The organism is Mesorhizobium sp. Cs1299R1N3 (assembly GCF_037179625.1).
Lineage (GTDB): Bacteria > Pseudomonadota > Alphaproteobacteria > Rhizobiales > Rhizobiaceae > Mesorhizobium > Mesorhizobium salmacidum.
Genome location: NZ_JAPYKQ010000001.1, coordinates 863,407 through 889,521, shown reverse-complemented (window position 1 = coordinate 889,521; position 26,115 = coordinate 863,407). Strand labels below are relative to the sequence as shown.

General features: G+C 63.9%; 22 protein-coding genes. 11 read left to right on the top strand and 11 right to left on the bottom strand.

The genetic code is table 11. The annotated features are described in order from the left end of the window. Positions 1-64: 64 nt before the first annotated feature. The 6 genes from O7B34_RS04100 to O7B34_RS04075 all read left to right on the top strand — a co-directional run bounded on the left by O7B34_RS04100 (position 65) and on the right by O7B34_RS04075 (position 5,443). Positions 65-214, top strand: a complete 150-nt coding sequence (locus O7B34_RS04100) for a DUF3096 domain-containing protein (RefSeq protein ID WP_337141993.1) — start codon at positions 65-67, stop codon at positions 212-214. Between the two features lie 163 nt (positions 215-377). Further along, a complete protein-coding gene (locus O7B34_RS04095) occupies positions 378-602 on the top strand; it encodes an aa3-type cytochrome c oxidase subunit IV (RefSeq protein WP_027142816.1) in 225 nt (74 codons plus the stop codon). 88 nt (positions 603-690) lie between these two features. Then, positions 691-1,965: a Re/Si-specific NAD(P)(+) transhydrogenase subunit alpha gene (locus O7B34_RS04090; RefSeq protein WP_337144973.1), complete on the top strand. Its 1,275-nt coding sequence runs from the start codon at positions 691-693 to the stop codon at positions 1,963-1,965. Continuing rightward, a complete protein-coding gene (locus O7B34_RS04085) occupies positions 1,965-2,390 on the top strand; it encodes an NAD(P) transhydrogenase subunit alpha (protein WP_032935097.1) in 426 nt (141 codons plus the stop codon). Before O7B34_RS04090 ends, O7B34_RS04085 begins: the two co-directional genes overlap by 1 nt. A 6-nt stretch (positions 2,391-2,396) precedes the next feature. Next, entirely contained in the window at positions 2,397-3,803 is a 1,407-nt protein-coding gene (locus O7B34_RS04080) for an NAD(P)(+) transhydrogenase (Re/Si-specific) subunit beta (RefSeq protein WP_337104530.1), read from the top strand. A 131-nt stretch (positions 3,804-3,934) separates the two neighbouring features. Further along, positions 3,935-5,443, top strand: coding sequence for a hypothetical protein (locus O7B34_RS04075; protein WP_337144972.1), 1,509 nt, complete (start codon positions 3,935-3,937; stop codon positions 5,441-5,443). 63 nt (positions 5,444-5,506) lie between these two features. On the opposite strand, the gene gyrB is transcribed toward O7B34_RS04075, so the two are convergent. The 3 genes from gyrB to O7B34_RS04060 all read right to left on the bottom strand — a co-directional run bounded on the left by gyrB (position 5,507) and on the right by O7B34_RS04060 (position 11,405). Beyond that, positions 5,507-7,978, bottom strand: coding sequence for a DNA topoisomerase (ATP-hydrolyzing) subunit B (gene gyrB / locus O7B34_RS04070; RefSeq protein ID WP_337144971.1), 2,472 nt, complete (start codon positions 7,976-7,978; stop codon positions 5,507-5,509). A gap of 145 nt (positions 7,979-8,123) precedes the next feature. Then, positions 8,124-10,754 (bottom strand): caspase family protein, encoded by a 2,631-nt coding sequence (locus tag O7B34_RS04065; protein WP_337144970.1) that lies wholly within the window; start codon positions 10,752-10,754, stop codon positions 8,124-8,126. A gap of 81 nt (positions 10,755-10,835) precedes the next feature. Further along, positions 10,836-11,405, bottom strand: a complete 570-nt coding sequence (locus O7B34_RS04060) for an NADPH-dependent FMN reductase (RefSeq protein WP_337144969.1) — start codon at positions 11,403-11,405, stop codon at positions 10,836-10,838. A 210-nt stretch (positions 11,406-11,615) separates the two neighbouring features. On the opposite strand from O7B34_RS04060, the gene O7B34_RS04055 reads away from it, so the two are divergent. Next, positions 11,616-12,989, top strand: a complete 1,374-nt coding sequence (locus tag O7B34_RS04055) for a cytochrome P450 (protein ID WP_337144968.1) — start codon at positions 11,616-11,618, stop codon at positions 12,987-12,989. Between the two features lie 19 nt (positions 12,990-13,008). Here the strand turns inward: O7B34_RS04055 and O7B34_RS04050 are convergent, their stop codons facing one another. The 6 genes from O7B34_RS04050 to O7B34_RS04025 form a co-directional block, all read right to left on the bottom strand. Then, the gene (locus tag O7B34_RS04050) at positions 13,009-13,986 is read right to left on the bottom strand and encodes a complex I NDUFA9 subunit family protein (RefSeq protein WP_337144967.1); all 978 of its coding nucleotides are present in this window, start codon (positions 13,984-13,986) and stop codon (positions 13,009-13,011) included. Positions 13,987-14,404: 418 nt separating this feature from the next. Beyond that, the gene (locus tag O7B34_RS04045) at positions 14,405-15,406 is read right to left on the bottom strand and encodes an Ldh family oxidoreductase (RefSeq protein ID WP_337144966.1); all 1,002 of its coding nucleotides are present in this window, start codon (positions 15,404-15,406) and stop codon (positions 14,405-14,407) included. Positions 15,407-15,494: 88 nt separating this feature from the next. Then, positions 15,495-16,304, bottom strand: coding sequence for an ABC transporter permease (locus tag O7B34_RS04040; protein ID WP_337144965.1), 810 nt, complete (start codon positions 16,302-16,304; stop codon positions 15,495-15,497). Then, on the bottom strand, positions 16,304-16,969 hold the full coding sequence (locus O7B34_RS04035) for an ABC transporter permease (RefSeq protein WP_337145192.1): 666 nt from the start codon (positions 16,967-16,969) through the stop codon (positions 16,304-16,306). Before O7B34_RS04035 ends, O7B34_RS04040 begins: the two co-directional genes overlap by 1 nt. 205 nt (positions 16,970-17,174) lie before the next feature. Then, positions 17,175-17,972 carry a transporter substrate-binding domain-containing protein gene (locus tag O7B34_RS04030; protein WP_140709360.1) on the bottom strand — a complete coding sequence of 266 codons (798 nt, stop codon included), beginning with the start codon at positions 17,970-17,972 and terminating at the stop codon, positions 17,175-17,177. 56 nt (positions 17,973-18,028) lie between these two features. After that, on the bottom strand, positions 18,029-18,844 hold the full coding sequence (locus O7B34_RS04025; protein ID WP_337144964.1) for an ABC transporter ATP-binding protein: 816 nt from the start codon (positions 18,842-18,844) through the stop codon (positions 18,029-18,031). Between the two features lie 213 nt (positions 18,845-19,057). Between O7B34_RS04025 and O7B34_RS04020 the strand changes: the two genes are divergently transcribed. From O7B34_RS04020 to O7B34_RS04005, 4 genes are all read left to right on the top strand, one after another. Then, positions 19,058-19,930 (top strand): dimethylarginine dimethylaminohydrolase family protein, encoded by an 873-nt coding sequence (locus O7B34_RS04020; protein ID WP_337144963.1) that lies wholly within the window; start codon positions 19,058-19,060, stop codon positions 19,928-19,930. Then, positions 19,900-20,571 carry a TetR family transcriptional regulator C-terminal domain-containing protein gene (locus O7B34_RS04015; RefSeq protein ID WP_337144962.1) on the top strand — a complete coding sequence of 224 codons (672 nt, stop codon included), beginning with the start codon at positions 19,900-19,902 and terminating at the stop codon, positions 20,569-20,571. Before O7B34_RS04020 ends, O7B34_RS04015 begins: the two co-directional genes overlap by 31 nt. A 106-nt stretch (positions 20,572-20,677) precedes the next feature. Then, positions 20,678-22,258, top strand: coding sequence for a 5-guanidino-2-oxopentanoate decarboxylase (locus tag O7B34_RS04010; RefSeq protein ID WP_337144961.1), 1,581 nt, complete (start codon positions 20,678-20,680; stop codon positions 22,256-22,258). Positions 22,259-22,494: 236 nt separating this feature from the next. Beyond that, a complete protein-coding gene (locus tag O7B34_RS04005; RefSeq protein ID WP_027142833.1) occupies positions 22,495-23,202 on the top strand; it encodes an SDR family NAD(P)-dependent oxidoreductase in 708 nt (235 codons plus the stop codon). A 184-nt stretch (positions 23,203-23,386) separates the two neighbouring features. Here the strand turns inward: O7B34_RS04005 and rpsA are convergent, their stop codons facing one another. Both rpsA and cmk read right to left on the bottom strand, forming a co-directional pair. Beyond that, positions 23,387-25,084 (bottom strand): 30S ribosomal protein S1, encoded by a 1,698-nt coding sequence (rpsA, locus tag O7B34_RS04000; protein WP_027142834.1) that lies wholly within the window; start codon positions 25,082-25,084, stop codon positions 23,387-23,389. Positions 25,085-25,289: 205 nt separating this feature from the next. After that, entirely contained in the window at positions 25,290-25,940 is a 651-nt protein-coding gene (gene cmk, locus O7B34_RS03995; protein WP_337144960.1) for a (d)CMP kinase, read from the bottom strand. Between the last annotated feature and the right edge of the window lie 175 nt (positions 25,941-26,115).

Here is a 26,115-nt window from a genome sequence, read left to right as displayed (position 1 = left end):
ATTCTGCCCAACGGGCGTTCGCCCCGGGCTCATGTCGGATTGTTCGTGGGAAGGAATACGGGTCATGACCATCCACTCGCTCGCGCTCACGCCGCTGATCTCGCTGATCGCCGGCGTGCTGATCCTGATCATGCCGCGGCTGCTGAACTATATCGTCGCGCTCTATCTGATCATCGTTGGCCTGCTCGGGCTTTTTCCTCACCTTGCTGGCTGAGACGCTGGGCAGGCCTCGCGCAAAACCCATCCCTGCGGGCATCGGCCCGCCGATTTCAATTTTCCCTTGAGGCAGTTGTCGGCTGCGATGCGGCAATAGCGCCATTGCTCTCCGCGCGGCTTTTCGGTATGTGCCTGAAAGATGTCTTCGAAGGGGTATTCCTATGGCTGAGCATACGCCGAGCGGTCCTGCAGAACTGGGCGCGAAGATGGACTATGCCGAGCATGACCGCACCTATGCGGGCTTCCTGGCGCTGGCCAAATATGGTTCGCTCTTCTGCGGTGCGCTTCTCCTGGCGATGGCTTTCGGCTTCTTCGCGGGCGGCTTCTTCTCTGCGCTGATCCTGTTCGTGCTTATTCTGGCCGTCGGCGCCTTCATTCTGCGATAGACCTTCCAAAAACCCTCTTGCGGTTGAAGTAGCCGGATATCCCGGCCGACACTTCGCGCAGACAGGTTCCAGCCGAAAGGATCATGCGGTGGGACAGACGGTTTTCATCCCTCGTGAGCTTGATGCGAACGAGCCGCGCGTTGCCGCCTCGCCCGATACGGTGAAGCGGCTTGCGGGGCTGGGCTTCGACATCATCGTCGAAGCCGGTGCCGGCACCTGCTCGCGCATCCCTGACGAGGAGTTTGCCAAGGCAGGCGCTGCCATCGGCAAGGCGGCGGATGTCGCCAAGGCCGATGTCGTGCTGAAGGTTCGCCGGCCAACGCATGCCGAGCTGAAGGGTTACAAAGCCGGCGCCGCGGTGATCGCCATCATGGATCCGTACGGCAATGATGCTGAAGTCGCGGCCCTTGCCAACGCAGGCGTCACCGCCTTCTCGATGGAGTTCATGCCGCGCATCACCCGCGCGCAATCGATGGACGTGCTGTCCAGCCAGGCCAATCTTGCCGGCTACCAGGCGGTGATCGACGGAGCCGCCGAATATGACCGGGCGCTGCCGATGATGATGACGGCCGCGGGCACGGTTCCTGCCGCAAAGGTCTTCATCATGGGCGTCGGCGTCGCCGGCCTGCAGGCGATCGCCACGGCGCGCCGTCTCGGCGCGGTCGTCACCGCCACCGACGTTCGGCCCGCCGCCAAGGAACAGGTCGCCTCGCTCGGCGCAAAATTCCTGGCGGTCGAGGACGAGGAGTTCAAGGCCGCCGAGACCGCCGGCGGCTACGCCAAGGAAATGTCGAAGGACTATCAGGCCAAGCAGGCGGCGCTCACCGCCGAGCATATCGCCAAGCAGGACATCGTCATCACCACGGCGCTGATCCCCGGCCGGCCGGCGCCGAAGCTCGTCTCGGCGGCCATGGTTGCCTCGATGAAGCCGGGCTCGGTGATCGTCGACCTCGCCGTCGAGCGTGGCGGCAATGTCGAGGGTGCCGAGCCAGGCAAGATCGTCACCACCGCCAACAATGTGAAGATCGTCGGCCATCTCAACGTGCCGGGTCGCATCGCTGCATCCGCCTCGCTGCTCTATGCCAGGAACCTGTTCGCCTTCCTCGAGACGCTGGTCGACAAGACCACCAAGACGCTGGCCATCAACCGCGAAGACGATCTGGTCAAGGCGACGATGCTGACCGATGGCGGCAAGGTCGTTCATCCGGCCTTCGCCAAGGCCGACCAGCAGCCGTATATCGAGCCGCCCGCTATCCCGGCCACGACCATGGTCGCCGATGCTTCTGCCGCGCCGAAGAAGTCAGCGCCCCGGAAGACCGCCGCATCCAAGTCACCCTCGCCGAAGCCGAAAGGGACCGCGTGATGGATCAGACCTTGCAGAAAGCCCTGGACCAGCTCGACCAGGCGAGTGCCGCCGTCAGGCTCGCGGTACAGAACCTGGCCAATGCCCCGGGCGGCACTGAGGCCGCCGGTGACGCCGCGCACGCGCTGTCGGGCGGTGCCATCGATCCCTTCGTCTTCCGTTTCGCCATCTTCATCCTGGCGATCTTCGTCGGCTACTACGTCGTCTGGTCGGTGACCCCCGCACTGCACACGCCGCTTATGGCGGTCACCAACGCCATTTCCTCGGTCATCGTCGTCGGCGCGCTGCTCGCGGTCGGCATAGCGGCCTCCGGCGTCGCCGCCGGCTTTGGCTTCGTCGCGCTGATGCTGGTCTCGGTCAACATCTTCGGCGGCTTTCTCGTCACCCAGCGCATGTTGGCCATGTACAAGAAGAAGGACAAGTAGAGCGCCATGAACGCCAACTTCGCGTCCTTCCTCTATCTGGTTTCCGGCGTCCTGTTCATCATGGCGCTGCGCGGCCTGTCGCACCCAACAACCAGCCGCCAGGGCAATCTCTACGGCATGATCGGCATGGGCATCGCCATTGCCACCACATTGGCGCTGGCCGTCCCGTTGGTCCCGTCGGCCGGCCGCTACGGTCTGATCGTGCTCGGTCTCGCCATCGGCGGCGGCGTCGGCGCCGTGACCGCGCGCCGCATCGCCATGACCTCGATGCCGCAACTGGTCGCCGCTTTCCACAGCCTCGTCGGTCTCGCTGCTGTCATGGTCGCGGCCGCGGCCATCTACGCGCCCGAAAGCTTCGGCATCGGCACTATGGGCGACATCCATGCCCAGGCCCTGATCGAGATGAGCCTGGGCGTCGCCATCGGCGCCGTCACCTTCACCGGCTCGGTCATCGCCTTCCTGAAGCTCGACGGCCGCATGTCGGGCAAGCCGATCATGATCGGCGGCCGTCATTTCATCAATGCCGCACTTGGCATCGCCCTGATCGTGCTGATCGTGCTCCTGGTCGCCACCGAATCCAAGCTCGTCTTCTGGCTGATCGTCGCCGCCTCGCTGGTGCTCGGCGTGCTCCTGATCATCCCGATCGGCGGCGCCGACATGCCGGTGGTCGTGTCGATGCTGAATTCCTATTCGGGCTGGGCAGCGGCCGCACTGGGCTTCACGCTAGGCAATCTGGCGCTGATCATCACCGGCGCGCTGGTCGGCTCGTCGGGCGCGATCCTGTCCTACATCATGTGCAAGGGTATGAACCGAAGCTTCATCTCGGTCATCCTCGGCGGTTTCGGCGGCGAAACGGCGGCTGCCGCCGATGACGGCATCGAGCGCACGGTCAAGCAGGGTTCGGCCGACGATGCCGCCTACCTGATGATGAACGCGCAGAAGGTCATCATCGTGCCGGGTTACGGCATGGCGGTCGCCCAGGCGCAGCACGCGCTGCGTGAAATGGCCGACAAGCTCAAGGCCAACGGCGTCGACGTCAAATACGCCATCCACCCCGTCGCCGGCCGTATGCCTGGCCATATGAACGTGCTGCTCGCCGAAGCCAACGTGCCTTACGACGAAGTGTTCGAGCTCGAGGACATCAACTCGGAGTTTGCCCAGGCCGACGTCGCCTATGTCATCGGCGCCAACGACGTCACCAACCCGTCCGCGCGTGATGACAAGAGCAGTCCGATCTATGGCATGCCGATCCTCGACGTCGACAAGGCGCGCACCTGCCTGTTCGTCAAGCGTTCGCTCGGCTCCGGCTATGCCGGCATCGACAACACGCTGTTCTACAAGGACGGCACCATGATGCTGCTCGGTGACGCCAAGAAGATGACCGAGGAAATCGTCAAGGCGATGGATCACTGACCGGGCGGCCTTGAGACAAGCCAAGATACGCCCGGCCTAGCGCCGGGCTTTTTCTTGGCTTGACGGCGGTTTCGAGGTTACGATGGCGAATTCCCGTCTCGCCGACGGGATTGTCGTCAACGGAGACGTTGGTGCCTGACCCAGTCGCATCACCGGCCACCGGAAAAGCGCCGCGCAAGCTTAGCCAGGCGGTGGTGATCGTGCATGGCATGGGCGAACAGCGGCCCATGGGCACGTTGCGGGGTTTTGTTCAGGCTGTCTGGAGCCATGATCCCGCCCGCGCGCCGTTTTATGCACATGTGGCCGATCCGGACGATCCCGCTGGCGCGAAGATCAACCAGAGCTGGATCACACCTGACAGCCGGACAAATTCGTACGAACTTCGCCGGATCACTACGCCCTATGATGTCGATGGCCGCCGCACCGATTTTTACGAGCTCTACTGGGCCGACATCACGCAAGGCACGACACGGGGCCGGCTTGCCGCATGGGTGACAAATCTGCTGTGGCGCAAGCCCGCCGACGTTCCGCGCGACGCCCGCGGGCTCTATCTCGTCACTCTTTCTGCCGTCATCGTCGTCCTGTGCGCGGCGCTGGCGCTGGCGACGTCGGTTTGGCAAGGCTATGTCTCCTGGGCCGCCGGCGTGCTCGTCACGATCCTGGCCTCATTCATCATCTGGTCCGTGGACCGGTTTGGCCTTCCCTATTTTGGCGATGTCGCGGCCTATGTGCGTGCGGAAGCGGCAACGGTCGAGAAGCGCGCGCTGATCCGCGATCGCGGCCTGAGGCTGCTGAAGCGTCTGATGATGGACGATGCGTACGACCGGATCGTGCTGGTTTCGCACAGTCTTGGGTCAATGATCGCCTATGATCTCCTGCAGATATTGTGGGCCGATTTCAGGCCCCGAAAACTCGAGGCCATCCGCGACAAGGCGAAACTGAAGGCGATCCGAACCATCGAAAAGCAAACGCTTGTAGCCGATGGATCTGGATGGCCCGATGGCCTGGGTGATCTCGCCGGCTTCCAGCGCGATCAGTGGGAGCTCTACCGGCAACTCCGCACCAGGGATGCCGACCATCCACTGCCGTGGAAGATCAGCGATTTCGTCACGCTTGGCAGCCCGCTGACCCACAGCGAATTTCTGGTGACGTATAATCTCGCCGAATTCAGGCGCGGCATTGCCGAGCGGCTGTTCTCGGCATGCCCGCCGATTGCCGAAGGGGCGGTGGCCGGCGGCACTGTCCTTTATCAAGAGGGGCGCGGCCTTTCAGGCAAGCCGCAGCGCGCGGTGCACCATGGCGCGGTGTTTGCCGCGACGCGGTGGACCAACATCTTCGACAGGGGCAATGGCTGGTTGACGGGCGACCCGATTTCCGGATCGATGACGGAGAATTTCGGTCCCGGCGTCGAGAATGTCCAGGTCGAGCTGCGCGGTTCCCTCGGCCGTATCTTCACGCACACACTCTATTGGTCGCTGACGGCAAACGGCGTCGAGGTCGCGATGCCGGCTGGCGTTGCGTCGCGCTCGCATCTTGCCGTGCTGCGCGATGCTGTCGACCTCGGCCGCAAGCTGGAGCCGAGCCAGGCCAAAGCACCGGCGATTCGGCAGGGTCTTCCGTTCCAGCAGGTTATGAAATGATTTTGTCTGCCGCGGAACAATTGGCGCGCCGCGGCGCGCCAATTTCGAGATCCGGGGTCGAGATCAAATATCCAGATTGGCGACCGACAGTGCGTTGTCCTGGATGAATTCGCGTCGTGGCTCCACCTCATCGCCCATCAGCCGCGAGAACAGGCTGTCGGCATCGGTCGCGTCGTTGACCTTGACCTGCAGCAGCGAGCGCACATTCGGGTCGAGCGTGGTCTCCCAGAGCTGCTCGGCATTCATCTCGCCGAGACCCTTGTAGCGCTGCATGGTCAGTCCCTTGCGGCCGGTCGCGAAGACCGCGTTGAGCAGCGCCAGCGGTCCCGAGACGGTTTCGGACACCTCCTTGCGGCGCAGCACCGGCGGCGTCCCGTAGACCTCGCTGAGGCGCTGGGCGTAGCGGTCGAGCTGGCGTGCGTCGGCGGAATTGATCAGTGCCATGTCGAGATGGGCATATTCCTTGACGCTGCGCACGGTGCGTTCGAAGACATAGCCGCCGATGCCCTCGTTCGAGGTCGACATGCGGCCGGTCCAGCCGCGCTCGGTGTCCTCGGCAATGATGTCGAGGCGTTGCGCGATCCGCTCGGCCATCGCGTTGGCGCGACCGAGATCGGCGAAGACATCGGGATTGAGCCCGCCGGCGATCGCCGCCTGCTCGACGACATTGCGGTTGTAGCGCGTGTGCAAGCCGTTGATGAGCTGGCGCACAGCCAGCGCATCGGCAACGGCGCCGTGCAGATCCTGTCCGGTCCGCACTTCCCCTGAGCCAAGCGTAAGGGAAGCTTCCTCCAACCCTGAATCGATCAGGAATTCTTCGAAGGCGCTCTCATTCTTGATGTATTGCGAGCTCTTGCCGCGCGTCACCTTATAGAGCGGCGGCTGGGCGATGTAGAGATGGCCACGCTCGATCAGCTCCGGCATTTGCCGGAAGAAGAAGGTGAGCAGCAGGGTCCTGATATGGGCGCCGTCGACGTCGGCGTCGGTCATCAGGATGATCTTGTGATAACGCAGCTTGTCGGCGTTGAATTCGTCCTTGCCTATCGAGGTGCCGAGCGCGGTGATCAGTGTGCCGATCATGTCAGACGAGAGCATGCGGTCGAAGCGGGCTCGCTCGACATTGAGGATCTTGCCGCGCAGGGGAAGGATCGCCTGGTTCTGGCGCGAGCGGCCGCCCTTGGCGGAGCCGCCGGCCGAGTCGCCCTCGACGATGAAGATTTCGGACTTCGCCGGGTCGCGTTCCTGGCAGTCGGCCAGCTTGCCCGGCAGCGAGGTGACGCCGAGCGAGGTCTTGCGGGTGATGTCGCGCGCCTTGCGCGCGGCTTCGCGCGCCGCCGCGGCCTGGATCACCTTGTCGACGACAACCTTGCCCTCGGCCGGATGCTCCTCGAGCCACGTGCCGAGCGCTTCGTTGACCAGCCCCTCGACCACGGGACGGACTTCCGACGAGACCAGCTTGTCCTTGGTCTGCGACGAGAATTTCGGATCGGGAACCTTGACCGACAGCACCGCCGTCAGGCCTTCGCGGCAATCGTCGCCGATCAGCGAGACCTTTTCCTTCTTGGTGAGGCCCGAGGATTCGCCATAACCGGTGATCTGACGGGTCAGCGCGCCGCGAAAACCGGCCAGATGTGTGCCGCCATCGCGCTGCGGAATGTTGTTGGTGAAGGCCAGCACATTCTCGTGGTAGCTGTCGTTCCACCACATCGCCACTTCGACGGTGATGCCGTCACGCTCGGCCCTGATGGAGATCGGCTTCCCGATCAGCGGTTTCTTGACGCGGTCGAGATATTTGACGAACTCTTCGAGGCCGCCGTCATAGTGCAGTTCATGCCTCACGACATCGGCATGGCGGGCGTCTGTCAGCACGATGCGCACGCCGGAGTTCAGGAAGGCGAGTTCGCGCAGCCGGTGCTCCAGCGTGCCGAAATCGAACTCGACCATGGTGAAGGTCTCGGACGACGGAAAGAAGGTGACCTCGCTACCGCTGCGGCCCTCATTCGTGCCCGGGCGCTTGTCCTGCTCGTAGCTGCCGGTCGCCTTCAGCGGCGCGTCGGCATTGCCATGGGTAAAGCTCATTTCGAAGATCTGGCCGTTGCGGCGGATCTTGAGCTTCAGCCAGGCCGATAGCGCGTTGACCACCGAGACGCCGACGCCATGCAGGCCGCCAGACACCTTGTAGGAGTTCTGGTCGAACTTTCCGCCGGCATGCAGCTGCGTCATGATCACTTCGGCCGCCGAAATGCCCTCGCTGGGGTGAATGTCGGTCGGAATGCCACGGCCATTGTCGATAACCGTCACCGAGCCATCGGGGTTGAGCGTCACCGAAACCAGGTCGGCATGGCCCGCCAGCGCCTCGTCGATGGCATTGTCGACCACCTCGTAGACCATGTGATGCAGGCCCGAGCCGTCATCGGTGTCGCCGATATACATGCCCGGCCGCTTGCGGACAGCATCCAACCCCTTCAAAACCTTGATGGAATCGGCGCCGTATTCGGCTTCAGCGCCGTTGGTGTTCTCGGTCTGGTCGCTCATGAAAACCTATTGTCTAGATGCCGTTTTTGCAGCGCGAAAAATTGGCCCCGAATCGCGCTTCTGAGATCGACTAGATATAGGCGCTAAAGGCGGTTTTTCCAAGGTTTGCAGGCATTTCCGGCGCAAATCCCAAGCCGGCAGCCGGCTATTTTTTTCGGGCGTTGATTTTGGCGAGAAGGCCGCGCAAATATTTGATCGTGGATTTGTCCCTGGGCGTCAGCCGGCCCGTGCGGTCGAGCTCCAGCGTCAGGTTCAGCGCCTTGGTCAGCACCGCCTTCGGATCCTTGGCCACATACGCATAGTTGATGTAAGCCTGCACCAGATCAAATTGCCAAACCGCATTGTTCGGATCGGACTGAGCCAGTTGCTGGCGGATGCCGAGGCTGGCTTCGAAGGCCCTCTTGGAGCCCTCGAAGTGGCGCTGCTTGGTCTCCAGCATGCCGATTTCCGACAGAGTGATCGACAGGTCGCGTTGCCAGTCGGAATTGCCTGGGTCGAGCTGGGCCAGCCGGTCGGCAATGGCAAGACTGTCCTGGTAGTTTTGCAGCGCCTCGCTGACATTGCCCTGCGCATCAAGCACACCGGCAACCTTTTCCAGACAGACCGACAGGTCGCGCTGCCAGCCGGTGTTGCCGGGGTCGCTCTGGGCAAGGTCACGCGCTACGGCCAGCGCTTTCTGATAGGAGACCAGTGCTGCCGGCCAGTTCTCCTGGTCGTTGAGCGCGTTGCCGATCTTGGCGTAACTGATCGACAGGTCGCGCTTCAAGTCGGTATCGTTAGGGTCGCGGCGCACCAGGCTCCCGGCGATCGCCTGGCTCTTGTTGTAGGCCACGAGCGCCCCGGCGGCGTCGCCTCGCTCGCGCAGCACGTCGCCGATCCTCTCGTGGCTGACAGAGACAGCGCGCTGGCGCTCAAGGTCGTCGGGTTTGTTCTCGGCCAGCGCCAGCCGGATTCTCAGGCTCTCTTCAAAGGCGGTCTGGGCGCTGTTCAACTGGCCGGCGGTATGGGCAAGGTCGCCGATTTCGTCATAGGTTATGGTCAGGTCGCGCAGCAGATAAGCGCTGTTCGGCTCGGCGTCGGCCAATTTCTGCTTGATCGACAGGCTTTGTTGATAGGCCTGGGCCGCCGTACCCACATCGCCTTGCGTCGCCAGCACGTTGCCGATCTTGTCATTGGCCATGGCAAGATCACCGAGCCAGTCTTTCTTGTCCGGCACGCTTGCGGTCAGCTCCTGCAGCATGCCCCTGGCCGCCTCATAGTTTTCGAGCGAGTTTGGCAGGTCGCCTTGCGCCATCTCTATGTTGGCGAGCTTGATGTGGCTGATGGCGAGATCGCGTTTGACGCTGGGATCGGTTTCCCGAAGCGACCGCTGCTCGAGGTTGGCCAACAGGGCGGTGAAGGCCCGGCCGGCCGCCTCGACATTGCCGACCGTCGTATAGAGCAGACCGAGCTCGTCCAGCGTGCTGCTCTGGCGGTCGGCTTGTTCCAGGCTGAGCGAGGTCTGCCCGGCCTCGCCATACAGCGACAGCACCGTTTCATAGCCCTTGATGGCCGCCTCATAATCGAGGTCGGCGCGCGCCGTGCCCGCCGACAGGAACAGCGTCGCGGCCTGCGACAGCGTTCGATCGACGAAATTCACCTTCAGCGCCTTGCGCGACACGTCGTCGATACCGACCGCCTCGGCCAACTTCGCCTGTGCGGTGCCGAAGGCGCCCAGGGCCAGCTGCTCCTCGGCCTGACGGCGCAGGTCCGTCACACGCGGATCGTCGGCAGCCAGCGTCTTCATCCCGGCGCGCACCTTGACGAAGGCGTCCGCCGCCTCGCGCAGCCGGGCATTCAGGCTCTCCGCCGACAGATGGCTGGTGTCGACGCTGATCAACGCCCCATAGAGCGGCGCCAGCGGCATGTCGGCGTCGCTGGCGATCCGCTCGACCTCGCCCCGCATCTCCGGCGTCACGTCGGCCATGGCCAGCAGCAGCCTTTCGCGCTCCGGCAATTGCTCCTTGGCGGCAGCGGCGAAAAACAGCTTAGGCAGGCCGCTCTCGACATAGGGCAGTTGCTTGCCGCGCGACAGGTCGTAGACCTCCTGCTGCACCAGCGTCAGCACCGAGCGAATCTCGAGCCCGTCGGTGCCGAGATATTTGGTCAACGCCGTGGTGAAGGGTGAGTTCTGGCCGGTGCCATCGGCGGCCGTCTCGCCGGGTGCGGCCGAGAAAGCGAACAGGATGTTTTCCGCCCGCCCGATGCGACCAAGACCCGGTTTCACGCTGTCGGCGACATCCTTGGCCAACGAGGTCGCGCCACGACCCGTGCCGCTGCTCCCCGAGAACGGATCGCTGCGGCAGGCATCGAGCACGATCAGCCCGACTTTCGCGGTGGCGGCGACCGCGTCGCGCACCTCTTCCAGCGGCAGACTGGTCTTGTCCAGCGCATCGAGCGAAGACGCGTCGGCATCGACCGGCAGCAGCCGGTTGTCGCCCGATATTTCGACGCCATGGCCTGAGAAATACACCAGCGCCACGTCCGCGCCCTTGGCGTCTTCGCGGAAGTCGTCGAGCGCGCGGCGCATGCGCCTGAGGTCGCGGTTGGTTTCGAGCACCACCTCGAAACCAAGTTTCTTCAGCGCCGCCTCCATCGCCTCGCCGTCATGGATGGGGTTGGCAAGCGGCCGGACCAGCCGGTAGTCGTCATCGGCCATGACCAATGCCACGCGCCGCTCCGCCACCGCCACGGCGGTGGTCGCAAGCATCAGCAGCAAGGCAAACAGCAAACGCAAGTCGAACCGCCCCCGGCTCAGTCATCTGCCGACCATTCCACCTCTTTATGGCGCGAGCAAGCCGCGCTGAGAGCGGCTCTCTCAGGCAGCGCGCATCGGTTTCAACGCCTCGCTCCAGCGCAACAGTTCGTCCAGCATGGTCTTGGTTCCGCCCCGCACCTGCTCGCTGGCATCGAAGGCGCCATTCTCGTCGAGCAGTTTCTGGTACAGCGGCAGCGCGACACCTTCCGGGATCGGCATGATCCCGACCGCGGTCAGCAGCGGTTTCAGCGCCTGCGCCGCGCGCAGGCCGCCGGAAACACCGCCATAGCTGAAGATGGCGGCTGGCTTGTATTTCCATTCGCGGGCGAGATAGTCGATCGCGTTGACGATCGCGGGCGCCACGAAATAATTGTATTCCGGCGCCACGAAGACTAAGGCGTCCGCAGCGTCGATCGCCTTCGACCAGAGCTTGGTGTGGTCGTTTTGATAATTGCCGAGCCTTGGATGATAGGGTTCGTCCAGCACCGGCAGACCGAACGCGGCGATGTCGGTCAGCACCGGCTCGAATTTTCCGTGCTCGCGCGCGAACGTCTCCAGCCACTCGGCAAAAACCGAGCCGGCGCGGCCGGGCCGCGTGCTGCCGATGATGATGTTCAACTGGTGCTTCAAGGCAGGCTCCTTTGTCGGGCGGTATCCGTTGGTGACCGTCACTACGGCAGAGCGTTCCAGCGGACAAGGTCGGAGCCCTGACGGAACGGTCACGATCGGATGAACAGATTGTCTGCCCTGCGTTCCTGAAGTCATGATCCGCTCTGCCGTTTGGCCACATGGACGCTCGGTGTGCCAGTCACTACATTGATGGGAACAGCGGAGCACTCCATGGATACTCAGCCCGCCCCCTTCGTTCCTCCCGCCCCGAAGCCGCGCACGTCGCCGCCTTCGACGCTGGAGATGATCCGCATCGTTTATCGCAACCCGCTCGAACTCTGGGGCGAGCCGACCTACAACGAACCCTGGATTTCGGCCAAGGGCGCCGGCGGGCCGCTGGTCATCGCCAATGATCCCGCCCTGATCCGCCATGTGTTGGTCGACAACGCCAAAAACTACAAGATGGCGACGGTGCGCCAGAAGATCCTGAGGCCGATCCTGCGCGATGGCCTGCTGACCGCCGAGGGCGAGGTGTGGAAGCGGTCGCGCAAGGCGATGGCGCCGGTGTTCACACCGCGCCACATTTTCGGCTTTGCCCAGCCGATGCTGAAACGCACGCTGGAGTTCGTCACCCGTTACGAGGCGGGCGGCACGTCCGATATCGCCCATGACATGACGCTGCTCACCTACGACATCCTGGCCGAGACGCTGTTTTCCGGCGAGATCGCAGGCGAGCCGGGCAGTTTCGAAAACGAGATCGACCGCCTGTTCGAGACCATGGGCCGCGTCGACCCGCTCGACCTGTTGCGCGCGCCCGACTGGCTGCCACGGCTGACCCGCATCCGCGGCCGCAAGACGATGGCCTATTTCCGCAAGATCGTGACCGACACGGTCAAGATGCGCGAAGAGAAGTTCGGGCGCGACCCCGATGCCGTGCCCCAGGATTTCCTGACGCTGCTGCTCAAGGCCGAAGGCCCCGACGGACTGACACGCCCGGAAGTCGAGGACAACATCATCACCTTCATCGGCGCCGGCCACGAGACCACGGCGCGCGCGCTCGGCTGGACGCTTTATTGCCTGGCCGAATCGCCCTGGGAGCGCGACCGCGTCGAACAGGAGATCGACCAGGTGCTGGCGCGCGAGCCCGATCCGACGAAGTGGCTCGACGCCATGCCGCGGACACGCGCCGCCTTCGACGAGGCGCTTCGGCTCTACCCGCCGGCGCCATCGATCAACCGCGAGCCGATCGTGCCGGAAATGTGGAGGGATCTTTATATTCCCAAGCACGCCGCCGTGCTGGTGATGCCGTGGGTCGTCCACCGCCACAGGAAGTTGTGGGACCGGCCCGACGCCTTCCTGCCCGAACGCTTCCACCCGGGAAACCGTGAAAAGATCGACCGCTTCCAGTATCTGCCCTTCGGCGCGGGACCGCGGGTCTGCATAGGCGCCAGTTTCGCCATGCAGGAGGCGATCATCGCGCTCGCCATCCTTTTGTCACGCTTCCGCTTCGACGCGACCGCTGAAACAAAACCCTGGCCGGTGCAGAAACTGACCACGCAGCCGCAAGGCGGGTTGCCGATGCGGATCACGCCTCGTCATCGTTGAGGGCTGACGCTTCTGGAGATTATACCGCGGGCTTGCGCTGCTGGAACTGGCCGGCGGCGCGGAAGCGCCAGAGATAGCTGGGCAGGATCGTCGCGATCGATTGCGGCTGGATGCCGAGCCCCGCCAGTGTCCGGTTGCCCTTGGCGGCTTCGTCCGAAACGATGTTGTGCTCACGCAGCTGCATCACCTGGTCCTTGGTCAGCATCGGGTTGGGCAGCAGGCCGAGGATCGAGGCCTGGATGTTGGCCACCCACCACGGCACCGGCACCAGCAGGCGCTTGCGCTCGATCACGGTGAGCATTTCCTGCATGCACTCCTTGAAAGTGAGCACGTTGGGGCCGCCAAGCTCATAGACCTGGCCGCCATCGATCTTGCCGTCGACCGAGCGCGCAACAGCTTCAGCAACATCGCCGACATAGACCGGCTGGAACTTGGTCTGACCGCCGCCGATCAGCGGCAGCACCGGCGAATAACGCGCCATGTTGGCGAAGCGGTTGAAGAACGCATCCTCCGGCCCGAAATTGATCGACGGCCGGAAAATGACGGCGTCCGCGATCGTCTCCAGAACGGCCTTTTCACCCAGCGCCTTGGTGCGTGCGTACACCGACTCGGACTCCAGATCGGCGCCGAGCGCCGAAATATGGGTGAGCCCGGCGCCGACGGCGCGCGCGGCCTCGGCGATGGCGCGAGCACCGAATTCGTGCACGGCGGAGAATTTCTGACGGCCGCTCTCATGCAGGACGGCGACGAGATTGACGACGTGGTCGGCGCCTTGCACGGCGCGGTCGACGGACCAGCGTACGCGCACATTGGCCTGCACCGGCTGGATCTGACCGACATTGCCGAGTGGCTGCAAATGGCCGGCAAGATCGGGCCGCCGGCAGGCGACCCGGATGCGATAGCCGCGCTTGGCCAGCGCCCGCACGACATGACGGCCGACAAAGCCAGACCCGCCAAAGACGACGACGAGCTTTGGGGTCTGCAGGATTTCGGTCATGGCGTGCTCCGGCGCGCGTTCCAGATGGCTTGGCTGAGCCGTTTCATAGTCCGTTTTGCGCTAAAGGCAAAGGGTGACGCGTCGTCGCGTCATCCTTGTCCCTTGGGCAATTTCCAGAAAAAGTGTGAAGCGGTTTTCCGCGAAAGCGCATGGCACTTTCATCATGTTTTGGCGCCGCGAACGACAAACGCAGAAAACCCCGCCGAAGCGGGGTTTCCCGGGTGACGTTCGCGCCGAAAACAGGGTCCAACGAGGAGGCCTGACCTGAGACGGTATCAGCGTGGCGTGAAGCAAGTACGCCCGCCCCAGCCCTGAACGCATCCGACAGAAGACACCGACCGGGCAAACCCGACCCGGACAGCCATTGGTCGTCGGGACACGCGGGAAGGTTCACCGACGCGCGGGAAATTTCGTCAGTTCAGGCCGAATAGCGCTCGGCGAATTCGGAGATGCGCTGGATCACCGCCTTGGGCGCGGTGATGCCGCGCGCCTGCGCCTTCTCGACCGCTTCGGCCCGGGCGCGGCCGGGCACATGCACGCCATAGCGTCGGCGCAGCCGGTCGAGCTGGTCTTTCATGCGCTGCTCGAAATCCGGATCGAGCAGCTTCGGCTCGACCGCAAGCACGAACAGGCCGGTTCCCGGACTGTCGGGACCGCCGCTGAACCACGGTGCGTCGAGCGACCAGTTGGCGCCCGACAGGCCCGCCGCCAGCACTTCGACCATCAGCGCGATATTGGCGCCACGCTGGCCGCCGAAGGCAAGCATGGCGCCCTTCATGGCGGCGGCCGGGTCGGTCGTCGAATTGCCGCTTGCGTCCAGCGCCCAGCCTTCGGGAATCTTCTTGCCGTCTTCCGCCGCCTTGCGGATGTTGACGAAGGCGGTGGCGCTCGACGACTGGTCGATGACCAGCGGCGCGCCGTCGGCGGCGGGCGCGGCGAACGACATCGGATTGGTGCAATAGACCGGCTTGACCGAGCCCGAGCCGGCCAGGACGGCCGGGCCGTTGGTGGCGGCGAAGGACACCAGTCCCTGCGCCGCCAGCCGGCCGGTGAAGTAGCCGAGCGCCCCGCACGTATAGGCGTTTTTCTGCGAGAAGATGGCCACGCCGAACAGTCTTGCCGCCTTGGCGAGGTCGTCGATGGTGCGGTCGAATCCGGTATGCGCCAGCCCGCGGCGTGCGTCCGAGAGATAGATGGCCAGCGCCGGCCGCGTGATCACCGGATCGGCATTGCCGTCGATGCGCCCGGCCTCGAGCGCTTCGAGGTAATCGATGAAATGCGACAGCCCGACGGTGGCAAGTCCTTCCGCCTCGGCCGCGATGATGGATGCGGTGAGCGATTGCGCCGCTTCCTCATTGGCGCCGGCGCCAAGTGCCGCCATCCGGCACAGTCCTCTTGCCTGGTCGAGACTGAGTTGCATCAGGGCTGCTCCTGAGTGGGTAGGAAGTAGGGAGTAGTCTGTAGGATAAAACCGGCAAGCAGCCCACTATTTCCTATTCACTACTCGCTTACCCGATCTTGACCGGAATCCGCGCCTCGATCCGGCTGAACGCGAAGACCAGAATGCCGGTGATCGCCATATAGATCAACGCCAGGAGCAGCAAGGGCTCGTAGGTGAGGTAGGTGTCCTGCCGCACCTTGGACGAGACGGCGAAGATGTCGATCACGCTGATGGTCGCCACCAGCGGCGTCGATTTCAGCTGCAGCACGGTCTCGCCGGTCAGCGTCGGCAGCGCCCGGTAGAAGGCTTGAGGCAGCCAGATGCGGCGGAAGATCTTCCAGCGGTTCATGCCGAAGGCGCGGGCGGCTTCCAGTTGCCCCTTGGGCACGCCGGCAAAGGCGCCGCGCATTACTTCGCCTTCATAGCCGGCAAAGGACAAGGTCAGCGCCAGCACGCCGTACGGCCAGGCCTGCCTGAGATAAGGCCACATCCAGGATTCGCGGATCCATGGATATTGCGGGAACAGCGAGCCCAGCCCGTAATAGAGCAGCCATAGCTGCAGGAGCAGCGGCGTGCCGCGAATGATGGTGCAGAAGACTTTCGCCGGTGCGGCGACCCAGATCGAACCGGCCGCCTGCGCCAGCCCGACGGGCAACGCGATCATGAAGCCGAGCGTACAGGTGACGGCCAGGATCCACAGGGCACGCCAGATGCCCATCAGGCCCATTTCCCAATATTGCGGCAGCCAGTCCCAGCGCATGAAATAGGCGGCCGACGCCACGAGCCCCAACGCGATGAGGATCAGCACGATGCGATGTGGCTGCAGCCAGAGCGAAGCGCGCGCCGCCGTGTCGATGACGGCTGTTTCGCTGGTCATCAGCGTGCCTCCTTGATGGAAGGCATGCCGCGCCGCGCCCATTTCTCGGCGCGGCCAAGCAGGAAGTTCGAAACCAGCGTCACGCAGAGATAGAGCACGCCCGCGGCGAGGAAGAAAACCAGATAGGCCTTGGTGACGCCCGCCGCCTGTCGTGTCGCCAGCGTCAGTTCGAAGAAGCCGACGACGGCCAGCAGCGCGGTGTCCTTGGTGGCGATCAGCCACAGATTTGCGAGGCCCGGAATGGCGAAAGGCAGCATCGCCGGAAGCGTGATGCGCCGCAACAGAAGGCCGGGAGACATGCCGAAGGCGCGGGCGGCTTCGATCTGGCCCTGCGGGATGGCGAGGATCGCGCCGCGGATGACCTCCGTCGAATAGGCGCCCTGGACGAAGCCGAGCACGGCAATGCCGGCCACCAGCCCGCTTATATCGACACGCTGGTAACCCATCGCGGTCAGCACCTGGTTTATCAGGTCGGTGCCGGCATAATAGAGCAGCAGTATCAGCACCAGTTCCGGCACGGCGCGCACCACCGTGGTGTAGACCGCGAACAGGTCGCGCACCACGGGCCCGCCGTAGAGCTTGCCATAGGCACCCCAGGTTCCAATCAGCAGGCCGACGATCGTGGCGCCGACGGCGATCTCGAGCGAATGCGAGAGCCCGAGCAAAAGCGTCCCACCCCAGCCGACGGGCGCCGGCGAGAGGAGTTCGACGATGCCGGCCGCGGAGGCCGGAAGAAAGGATTCGATCAGCGTCGCCCCCGGATTGCTGGCTCGATCCGCGGGCACCAGCGGCCGGCGGCAAGCATGCGTGGACTGGCTAGCTGGAGGACGGGGACGTCAGCGCCCCGTCCTCCAGCCCATGCGAGGGTCGTCAGTTCGACTGCGTGGCGCCGCCGTAAATGTCGAAATCGAAGTATTTCTTCGATATCTCGTCATATTTGCCGTTGGCGCGGATCGCCTTGATGCCGGCGTTGATCTTCTCTTTCAGATCGGTGTCTTCCTTGCGCACGCCGGCACCGACGCCCGGTCCGAGCACTTCGTCGTCAGGGGCCACCATGCCCTTGAGATCGCAGCAGGCCTTGCCCTGGTCTGTCTTGAGGAACTCCTTGAGCGCGATGGAATCGGCCTGCACCGCGTCGAGGCGGCCGGCGGCAAGGTCGTTGTTGGCTTCGTCCTGCGTCTGGTATTCCTTGATCTCGGATGCCGTGGGGCCGAAATGCTTCTTGGCGTAGACGGCATGCACCGTCGACACCTGGACGCCGAGGACCTTGCCCTTGAGGTCGTCAGGCGTGGCGCCGAACTTCTGGTCCTTCGGGCCAATGATCGCGGTCGGCGTGTTGTAGTACTTGTCCGAGAAGTCGATGGTCTTCTTGCGTTCGTCCGTGATCGACATCGACGAGACGATGAGGTCGATCTTCTTGGTGGTCAGCGCCGGGATGATGCCGTCCCAGGCGACAGGGGTGATGACGCAATCGAGCTTTTCCTCGGCGCAAACGGCGTCGATGAACTCGATCTCCCAGCCGACCCATTTGCCCGAAGCGTCGGGCGAGGTGAAGGGCGCGTAGGGTTCGGCGGCAACGCCGATCTTGACCGGATCGGCCTTGGCCACGCCCATGGCGGCGACGCCGAGCAGCAGCGCCGCGGCGAATGTCTTCAGAACAGTCTTCATTTTCAGAACTCCCAGTTTGTTGTTGGTTCCCGGTTTTCTTCCGTCCCGGCCGTTCCCTAGCCGATGTTGCGGATGAACTGCTTGAGCCTTTCGGATTTGGGCGCGCCGAAGATCTGCTCCGGTGGTCCTTCCTCCTCGACCAGCCCGTTGTAGAGGTAGACGACGTGGGTCGCGACCTCGCGGGCGAATTTCATTTCGTGGGTGACCAGCACCATGGTGCGGCCTTCGCGCGCCAGATCGCCGATCACCTTCAGCACTTCGCCGACCAGTTCAGGATCGAGGGCCGAGGTCGGTTCGTCGAACAGCATGACGCGCGGATTGATGGCCAAGGCGCGAGCGATCGCTGCGCGCTGCTGCTGGCCACCGGAGAGATAGGCCGGATAGACGTCGCGCTTCTCGGCGAGCCCGACGCGCGCCAGCAGCTTTTCGGCCTGGGCGACAGCCTCGTCGCGCTTGACGCCCAGTACGTGCACGGGAACCTCGATGACGTTTTCGATCAGCGTCATGTGGCTCCACAGGTTGAAGTTCTGGAACACCATGCCGAGCTTGGAGCGGATGCGTTCGATCTGCCTGCGGTCGGCCGGAATGGTGTGGCCATGGCTGTCCGCCTTGAGCTTGATCTCCTCGCCATTGACCCGGATGATGCCGCTGGTCGGATTTTCCAGGCAGTTGATGCAGCGCAGCAGCGTCGATTTGCCCGAGCCCGAGCCGCCGATGATGGCGATGACCTCGCCGTCGCGTGCCGACAGCGATACGCCCTTCAGCACATGCAGTTGACCGAATTTCTTGTGCAGGTTCTCGACATGGATGGCTTCTGCGGCGCAGTCCTGCGCCTCGCCGGATGAGATCTTGGCAGCTGCCACAGCGCTCACCAAATGACCTCCATATGGCCGCCGGCGGTTCGTCGAACGTCTATCCGGCTAATCAACATACGCTGTACTGCCCTGCTCCAGATTTCAAGCATGGACTCAACAGAGCGAGCCCGTCAATCCCGCTCATTACGGCACTTGCGGCCTTGTTGTGCAAGTGTATAAATAACCTCTCATGAAATTTTCTCGATTTTTTTCAGCTTAAAAAGGGCAACGATGAGCGCTTTCGGATCACAGTCCATGGCGGCGCCGCTGCGGCGCGTGCTGATGCGGTCGGCGGCCAACGCCATGCGCGACGCCGACAGGGCCGCCTGGCACTATGGCCCGGGATTCAACCCGGCGAAAGCAGCCTCGCAGCACGCGGTCCTTGCTGAACTGGTGGCCGCTTCAGGCGCCGAGATCGAATGGATCGAGGACAAGGCCGACGGACTTTCGGATTCGGTGTTCACGCACGACCCCTCGCTGATGACCGACCGCGGCGCGCTGATCCTGTCCATGGGTAAGCCGTTGCGCGCCAGCGAGCCTTCGCTGCATGAGGAAACCTACAGAAGACTGGGCATTCCGATCCTCGGCCGCGTCGAGGCTCCTGGCCGGGTCGAAGGTGGTGACTGTGTATGGGTCGATGCCCGCACGCTGGCGATCGGGCGCGGTGTCCGCTCCAACCAGGAAGGCATCCAGCAGGTTTCCAATCTGCTGACGCCGCTGGGCATTTCCGTCTACGGCTTCGATCTGCCGCTGTGGCAGGGCGAAGAGGCGTGCCTGCATCTGATGTCGGTGATCAGCCCGCTGGCCGACGACCTGGCGCTGGTCTATTCGCCGCTTTTACCGGCCCCGTTCTATCAGACGCTGAAGGCGCGCGGCATCCGGCTGGTCGAAGGCGATGCCGAAGAGTTCGCCGCTTCCAATGGCCTCAGCCTGAACGTACTGCCGACTAGCCCGCTCAACGTCATTGCCGTCGCGGGCTTTCCCAGGACCAAGGCCGCGATGGAAGCCGCCGGCTGCACGGTTGAAATCTTCGAGGCGGATGCGCTCTGCATCGCCTGCGAAGGCGGGCCGACATGCCTGACGCGGCCGATCCTGCGCCAATGAATGCGCGCCGCAAGTTCCGTCGCGAGGGCGAGGGGCGGCGGCGGCAGGATCTGATCGAAGCGACTCTGGACAGCGTGGCGGAACATGGCCTGCAAGGCGCTAGCCTGCGCACCATCGCATTGCGTGCCGGCGTCACCGCCGGGCTGATCGGGCACTATTTCCCGGGCAAGGAAGAATTGCTGCAGGAAGCCTATACGGCGCTGGTCAGCCGCATGACCGAGCAGGCGAAGGCGGCGTTGGTCATGGACGGCGCCTCGCCGCGCCAGCGCCTTGCGGCCTTCGTCACCGCCAATCTCAATGCGCCGATCATCGACGCGCGGGTGTTTTCGCTCTGGGCAACCTTCATCGGCCGCGCCAGTGCGGATCCTGCCCTGGCCCGTGCCCACCGCGAAGGCTACCTTGGCTTTCGCAACGAGGTGGAAGCGGTTGTGGCTGAAGTGCTCGCCGCCGAACAGCACAAGCCGGACGCAAGCGAGTTGCGCCACCATGCCATCGCGATCAATGCGATCATCGACGGGCTCTGGATAGAAGGCTGCCTGGCCGGCGAGATGTTCTCGTCCGGCGAATTGGCGGCGATTGGCATCAAGGCTGTCGAGGCCGAGCTCGGCCTCGCGCCGCTAGAGCAATTCCAGGAAAAGTGAGAAGCGGTTTTCCCGGGAAAAGCGCGTAGCGCTTTCCCTTCGGAATTGCGTAAGAAACAAAGAGACAGAGCGGAATCAATAATCCGCTCTAACCGGGAGAAAACCAATGACCACCATCGGCGAAGCATTGATTTCGCTACTCGAGGCCTATGGCGTCGACACCGTCTTCGGCATCCCCGGCGTCCACACGGTCGAGCTCTATCGGGGCCTGGCGAGGTCGAAGATCCGCCATGTCACGCCGCGCCACGAACAGGGCGCCGGCTTCATGGCCGACGGCTATGCCCGCGCCAGCGGCAAGCCGGGCGTCGCCTTCGTCATCACCGGGCCTGGGCTGACCAACACCATCACCGCCATGGGCCAGGCGCGCGCCGATTCGGTGCCGATGCTGGTGATTTCTGGCGTCAACGCCACCGATACGCTCGGCAAGGGGCTGGGCTTTCTGCATGAATTGCCTGATCAGCGCGGCATGATGGAGAAGGTGGCGTTGTTGTCGGTACGCGTCACCGGGGCCAGCGAGTTGCCCGGTGCGCTGGCGCGGGCCTTCGCCCTGTTTTCCTCCTCGCGGCCCGGCCCTGTGCATATCGAGATCCCGACCGACGTCATGGTCAAACCGGCGGACGGAATCGCCACCCTGCTCAGCAATGCGGCGCCTCCCGCACCGAATGGTGCGGCAATTGCGAACGCGGCCAAGCTCATCGCCGCCGCGCGCCGTCCGCTGATCCTTGCCGGCGGCGGCGCCAGGAAGGCGGAAGCCCCGCTGCGGCGCCTCGCCGAAAGGCTGGGCGCTCCCGTCGTCGAGACGACCAATGCGCGCGGGCTGCTGCACCGCCATCCGCTCTGCGTACCGGCAAGTCCGAGCCTGAAGGCGGTTCGCGCGCTGATGGCCGATGCCGATCTGGTGATCGCCGCCGGCACCGAATTCGGCGCGACCGACTATGACGGCTATGGCGACGGCGGCTTTGTGCTGCCTCCAAACCTGATCCGTATCGACATCGGTGCTGACCAGCTTGCGCGGCGCCCGGTGACGGTCGCCATCCAGGCTGACTGCGCCGAGGCGATCGAGGCCCTGCTTGCGGCGATCGATCCCGCCCACAACGCCGATGAAGACGGCCATGGCCGGGCCGCTACGGGGCGAAAGGCCGCCTTTGCCGAGTTGAGCCCGGCCTATGCGGCGCAGGTGCATGCCGTGGAAATGATCCGCGATGCCTTGCCCGGAGCCATCGTCGTCGGCGACTCGACGCAGCCGATATACGCCGCCAATCTCTATTACGACCACGACCGGCCTGGCGGCTGGTTCAATGCCGCGACCGGCTTCGGCGCGCTGGGCTATGGCCCTCCGGCGGCGATCGGCGCGGCACTCGCCATGCCCGATGCACCGGTTGTCTGCCTGACCGGCGACGGCGGCTTCCAGTTCACCTTGCCGGAGATAGCCGTAGCGCTGGATTCCGAAGCACCTGTCATCTTCGTCGTCTGGAACAACAGGGGCTATCGCGAGATCGAGACCTCGATGCTCGATGTCGGCGTGGAACCTGTCGGCGTGTCGCCGGCGCCGCCCAATTTCTGCAAGCTGGCCGAAGCCTATGGCATTGGCGCCGAAAGGCTGGCCGACATCGACGCCTTGCCACAGGCGCTGAAGCACGCCCGGGCAACGGGACTGCCGCGCGTGATCGAAATCACGGTCGTTTGAACCATCCAGGCCTGCCTTGGTCCGCCGTCCGGAGGCGGATCATTCGCCGGCTTAGTCCTGAAAGGCATGGGCTGCTTCCGGGTGGCTTCGCTATTCGACGATGTCCTGACGCATGCAAAGACGTGACGGCTGCCATGTCGAGATATCGGTTGAGTGATCGGCTGAAAGGCGCGACGCTTCGCGTCGGCGCGGCAAACCAACGACAAAAGTCATAAAAATGACAGGAGCGGTCCAGGATGATGGAAACACTTGAAGGCAGGCATATCGTTGTGACCGGTGGAACCGGCGCGCTCGGTGGGGCGGTGGTCGGCAGACTGCTGGAGCAGGGCGCGATCTGCCATGTGCCGAACGCGCACGCCGCCGCGCCTTCACATTTCCCCTTCACCGCGCATGACAATGTGAAGCTGGCGCACAATGTCGACCTGTCGGACTCCGCCAAGGTCGAAGCCTTCTATTCCCAGGTCCCTGCCTTGTGGGGATCGATCCATCTGGCGGGCGGCTTTGCCAAGGCGCCGGTGGAAAAGATCGAATCGGCGTCCTTTGCCGAGATGATGGACACCAACGCCCGCACCACCTTCCTGTGCAGCCGCGCGGCTATCCGCTCGATGCTGGCGTCGGGCTCTGCCGGCCGCATCGTCAATGTCACCGCGCGCGCCGGGCTCGACCCCAGGCGCGGCGCCGGGATGGTCGCCTACACCGCCAGCAAGGCGGCGGTGGCCGCCATGACGGTGGCAATGGCGGAAGAGCTCAAGGCCAATGGCATCCTGGTCAATGCCGTCGCCCCCTCAACGCTCGACACGCCGGCAAACCGCGCCGACATGCCGGATGCCGATTTCACCAAATGGGTCAGCCTCGAAGCGGCGGCTGAAGCAATCGCCTATCTCGCTTCGCCCACCAACCAGGCGATGAGCGGAACGCTGGTGCCGCTTTACGGACGCGCTTAATGCATGTCGCCCGGAAGTGCCCTCGGTTCCGGGATAACGACATGCAAAAATCAGAAGCTTACAGCAGGTCGGGCGAATCCTAGTCGCCGCGACATGCTGTAGCCGGCCTCCGACAGCATTCGTCAAAGAAAAACCCCGCCGGAGCGATCCGGCGGGGTTTTGTTTTCAAGGCTGCGAGAAGAGCTTAGCTGCCCTGCTTCTTCAGCGCGGCACCTAGGATATCGCCCAGCGAAGCCCCGGAGTCGGTCGAGCCGTACTGGGCGACCGCTTCCTTCTCTTCGGCGATTTCCAGCGCCTTGATCGAGACCTGCAGCTTGCGGGTCTTCTTGTCGAAGGCGATGACGCGGGCGTCGACCTTCTGGCCGACGGTGAAGCGCTCGGGGCGCTGCTCGTCGCGATCGCGGCTAAGGTCGGAGCGCTTGATAAAGGTCTCGATGCCGCTGTCGACCAGCCGCACTTCCAGACCGCCATCCTTGACGCCGATGACTTCGCAGGTGACGACCGCGTTCTTGCGCAGTTCTCCGCTCGTCGCCGCTTCGCCGACCGTGTCCTTGGCCAGCTGCTTGATGCCGAGCGAGATGCGCTCCTTGTCGATGTCGACGTCGAGCACCTGCGCCTTGACCATGTCGCCGCGATTGTACTCTTCGATGACCTGCTCGCCCGGACGGGTCCAGTCGAGATCGGAGAGGTGCACCATGCCGTCCACGTCGCCTTCGAGGCCGATGAACAGGCCGAACTCGGTCTTGTTCTTGACCTCGCCCTCGACTTGGCTGCCGACCGGATGGCTCGAGGCGAAAGCCTGCCACGGATTCTCCAGCGTCTGCTTGAGGCCGAGCGAGATGCGGCGCTTGGCCGGATCGACCTCGAGCACCACCACGTCGACTTCCTGCGTCGTCGACAGGATCTTGCCGGGGTGCACGTTCTTCTTCGTCCACGACATTTCCGAAACGTGGATGAGACCCTCGATGCCCGGCTCCAGCTCGACGAACGCGCCGTAGTCGGTGATGTTGGTGACGGTGCCCTTGATCTTCTTGCCGATCGGGAACTTGGTGCCGATCTCGGACCACGGATCGCTCTCGAGCTGCTTCATGCCGAGCGAGATACGGTGGGTTTCCTGGTTGATGCGAATGATCTGCACCTTGACCGTCTGACCGATGTTGAGGATTTCGGTCGGATGGTTGACGCGGCGCCAGGCCATGTCGGTGACGTGCAGCAGGCCATCGATGCCGCCGAGGTCGACGAACGCACCGTAGTCGGTGATGTTCTTGACGACACCCTCGACAACCTGGCCTTCTTCGAGGTTCTGCACGATTTCCGAACGCTGTTCGGCGCGGCTCTCCTCGAGCACGGTACGGCGCGACACCACGATGTTGCCGCGACGGCGATCCATCTTGAGGATCTCGAAGGGCTGCGGGTTGTGCATCAGCGGGGAAACGTCGCGGATCGGGCGGATATCGACCTGGCTGCGCGGCAGGAAGGCCACGGCGCCGTCGAGGTCGACGGTGAAGCCGCCCTTGACCTGGTTGAAGATGACGCCTTCGACGCGCTCACCCTTGGTGAACTTCTCTTCGAGACGGACCCAGCTCTCTTCGCGGCGGGCCTTCTCACGCGAAAGCATGGCTTCGCCAAGCGCGTTCTCGATGCGCTCGACATAAACTTCGACGGTGTCACCGACCTTGAGGGTGGTGTCCTTGCCCTTGACGCCGAATTCCTTCAGCGGCACGCGGCCTTCGACCTTGAGGCCGACGTCGATGATGGCCATGTCCTTTTCGATCGCGGTGATCGTGCCCTTGACGACCTGACCTTCGCCGGAATGGCCGGCGGTGAATGATTCTTCGAGCAGGCTCGCGAAATCATCGCGAGTGGGATTTGCAGTTGACATTGTTTCTCCTGGAGTGCCCCGCATCTCAAGCGGGACGGGCGCCGTGGGTTAGCGTTGCGTTGGCCTGCCGGCGTTCCGGGCTAAAAGCCCTGGGCCGCTTTTTGGGCGGCAATTCCGGCGCATGAAGAATGCTGGCAGGCTGGTTCGTGCCCGATATGGGTATTTTCTTCGCCTCCGGCAATCGGAAGCAGCATGAAAACCCGGATCAGGCCTTGTTTCTCTTGGCCAGCACGTCGTCGATGACAGACATGGCCGCGAGAAACGCGGCTTCTATAGCCATTTCGCTGGTATCAAGCAAGTGCGCGTCGGCGGCCGGCTTCAGTGGCGAGTCGGTTCGGCCCATGTCGCGCTCGTCGCGGCGTTGGATATCGGCAAGGATTTCGGCGAAATTGGCGGTGCCGCCGATGCTTTCGATTTCGGCCAGCCGGCGTTGTGCCCGCACTTCGGCGCTGGCCGTCACATAGAGCTTTATGTCGGCGTCGGGACATACGACGGTGCCGATGTCGCGACCGTCAAGCACCGCACCCGGCGGCGTCCTGGCGAAGTCGCGCTGCTTTTCGACCAGGATGCGGCGCACGGTCGGGAAAACCGCGATCTTCGAAGCCGCTTCGCCAACCGCATGCGCCGACAGCACCGCCCGGTCGAGTTTTGCCAGGTCGACCTGGCGCGCCGCGGTCTCGGCCGCCGAGACGTTGTCGAGCGGCAAGCCAAGCCGCAGCAGGGCGTACGCTACCGCGCGATAGGTGAGGCCGGTGTCGAGGAGGTTCAGCCGGTAGTGGTCGGCAAGGCGCCGGGCCAGCGTGCCCTTGCCGGCACCGGCGGGGCCGTCGATGGCAATGGTGAAAGGTGTGCTCATTGGGGGGGCCGCCAAGTGCAATGATCCCGACAGGCGTAGCGATCTGTCGCGCCCCCCTCTATCCTGCCGGACATCTCCCCCACAAGTGGGGAGATTGGCAGCTTCGGCGCTGGCGCCTTTTCTTTGACGTGGAAGATTTGCGAAAGCCGTCGTGACATCCGATCTCCCCCCTCGT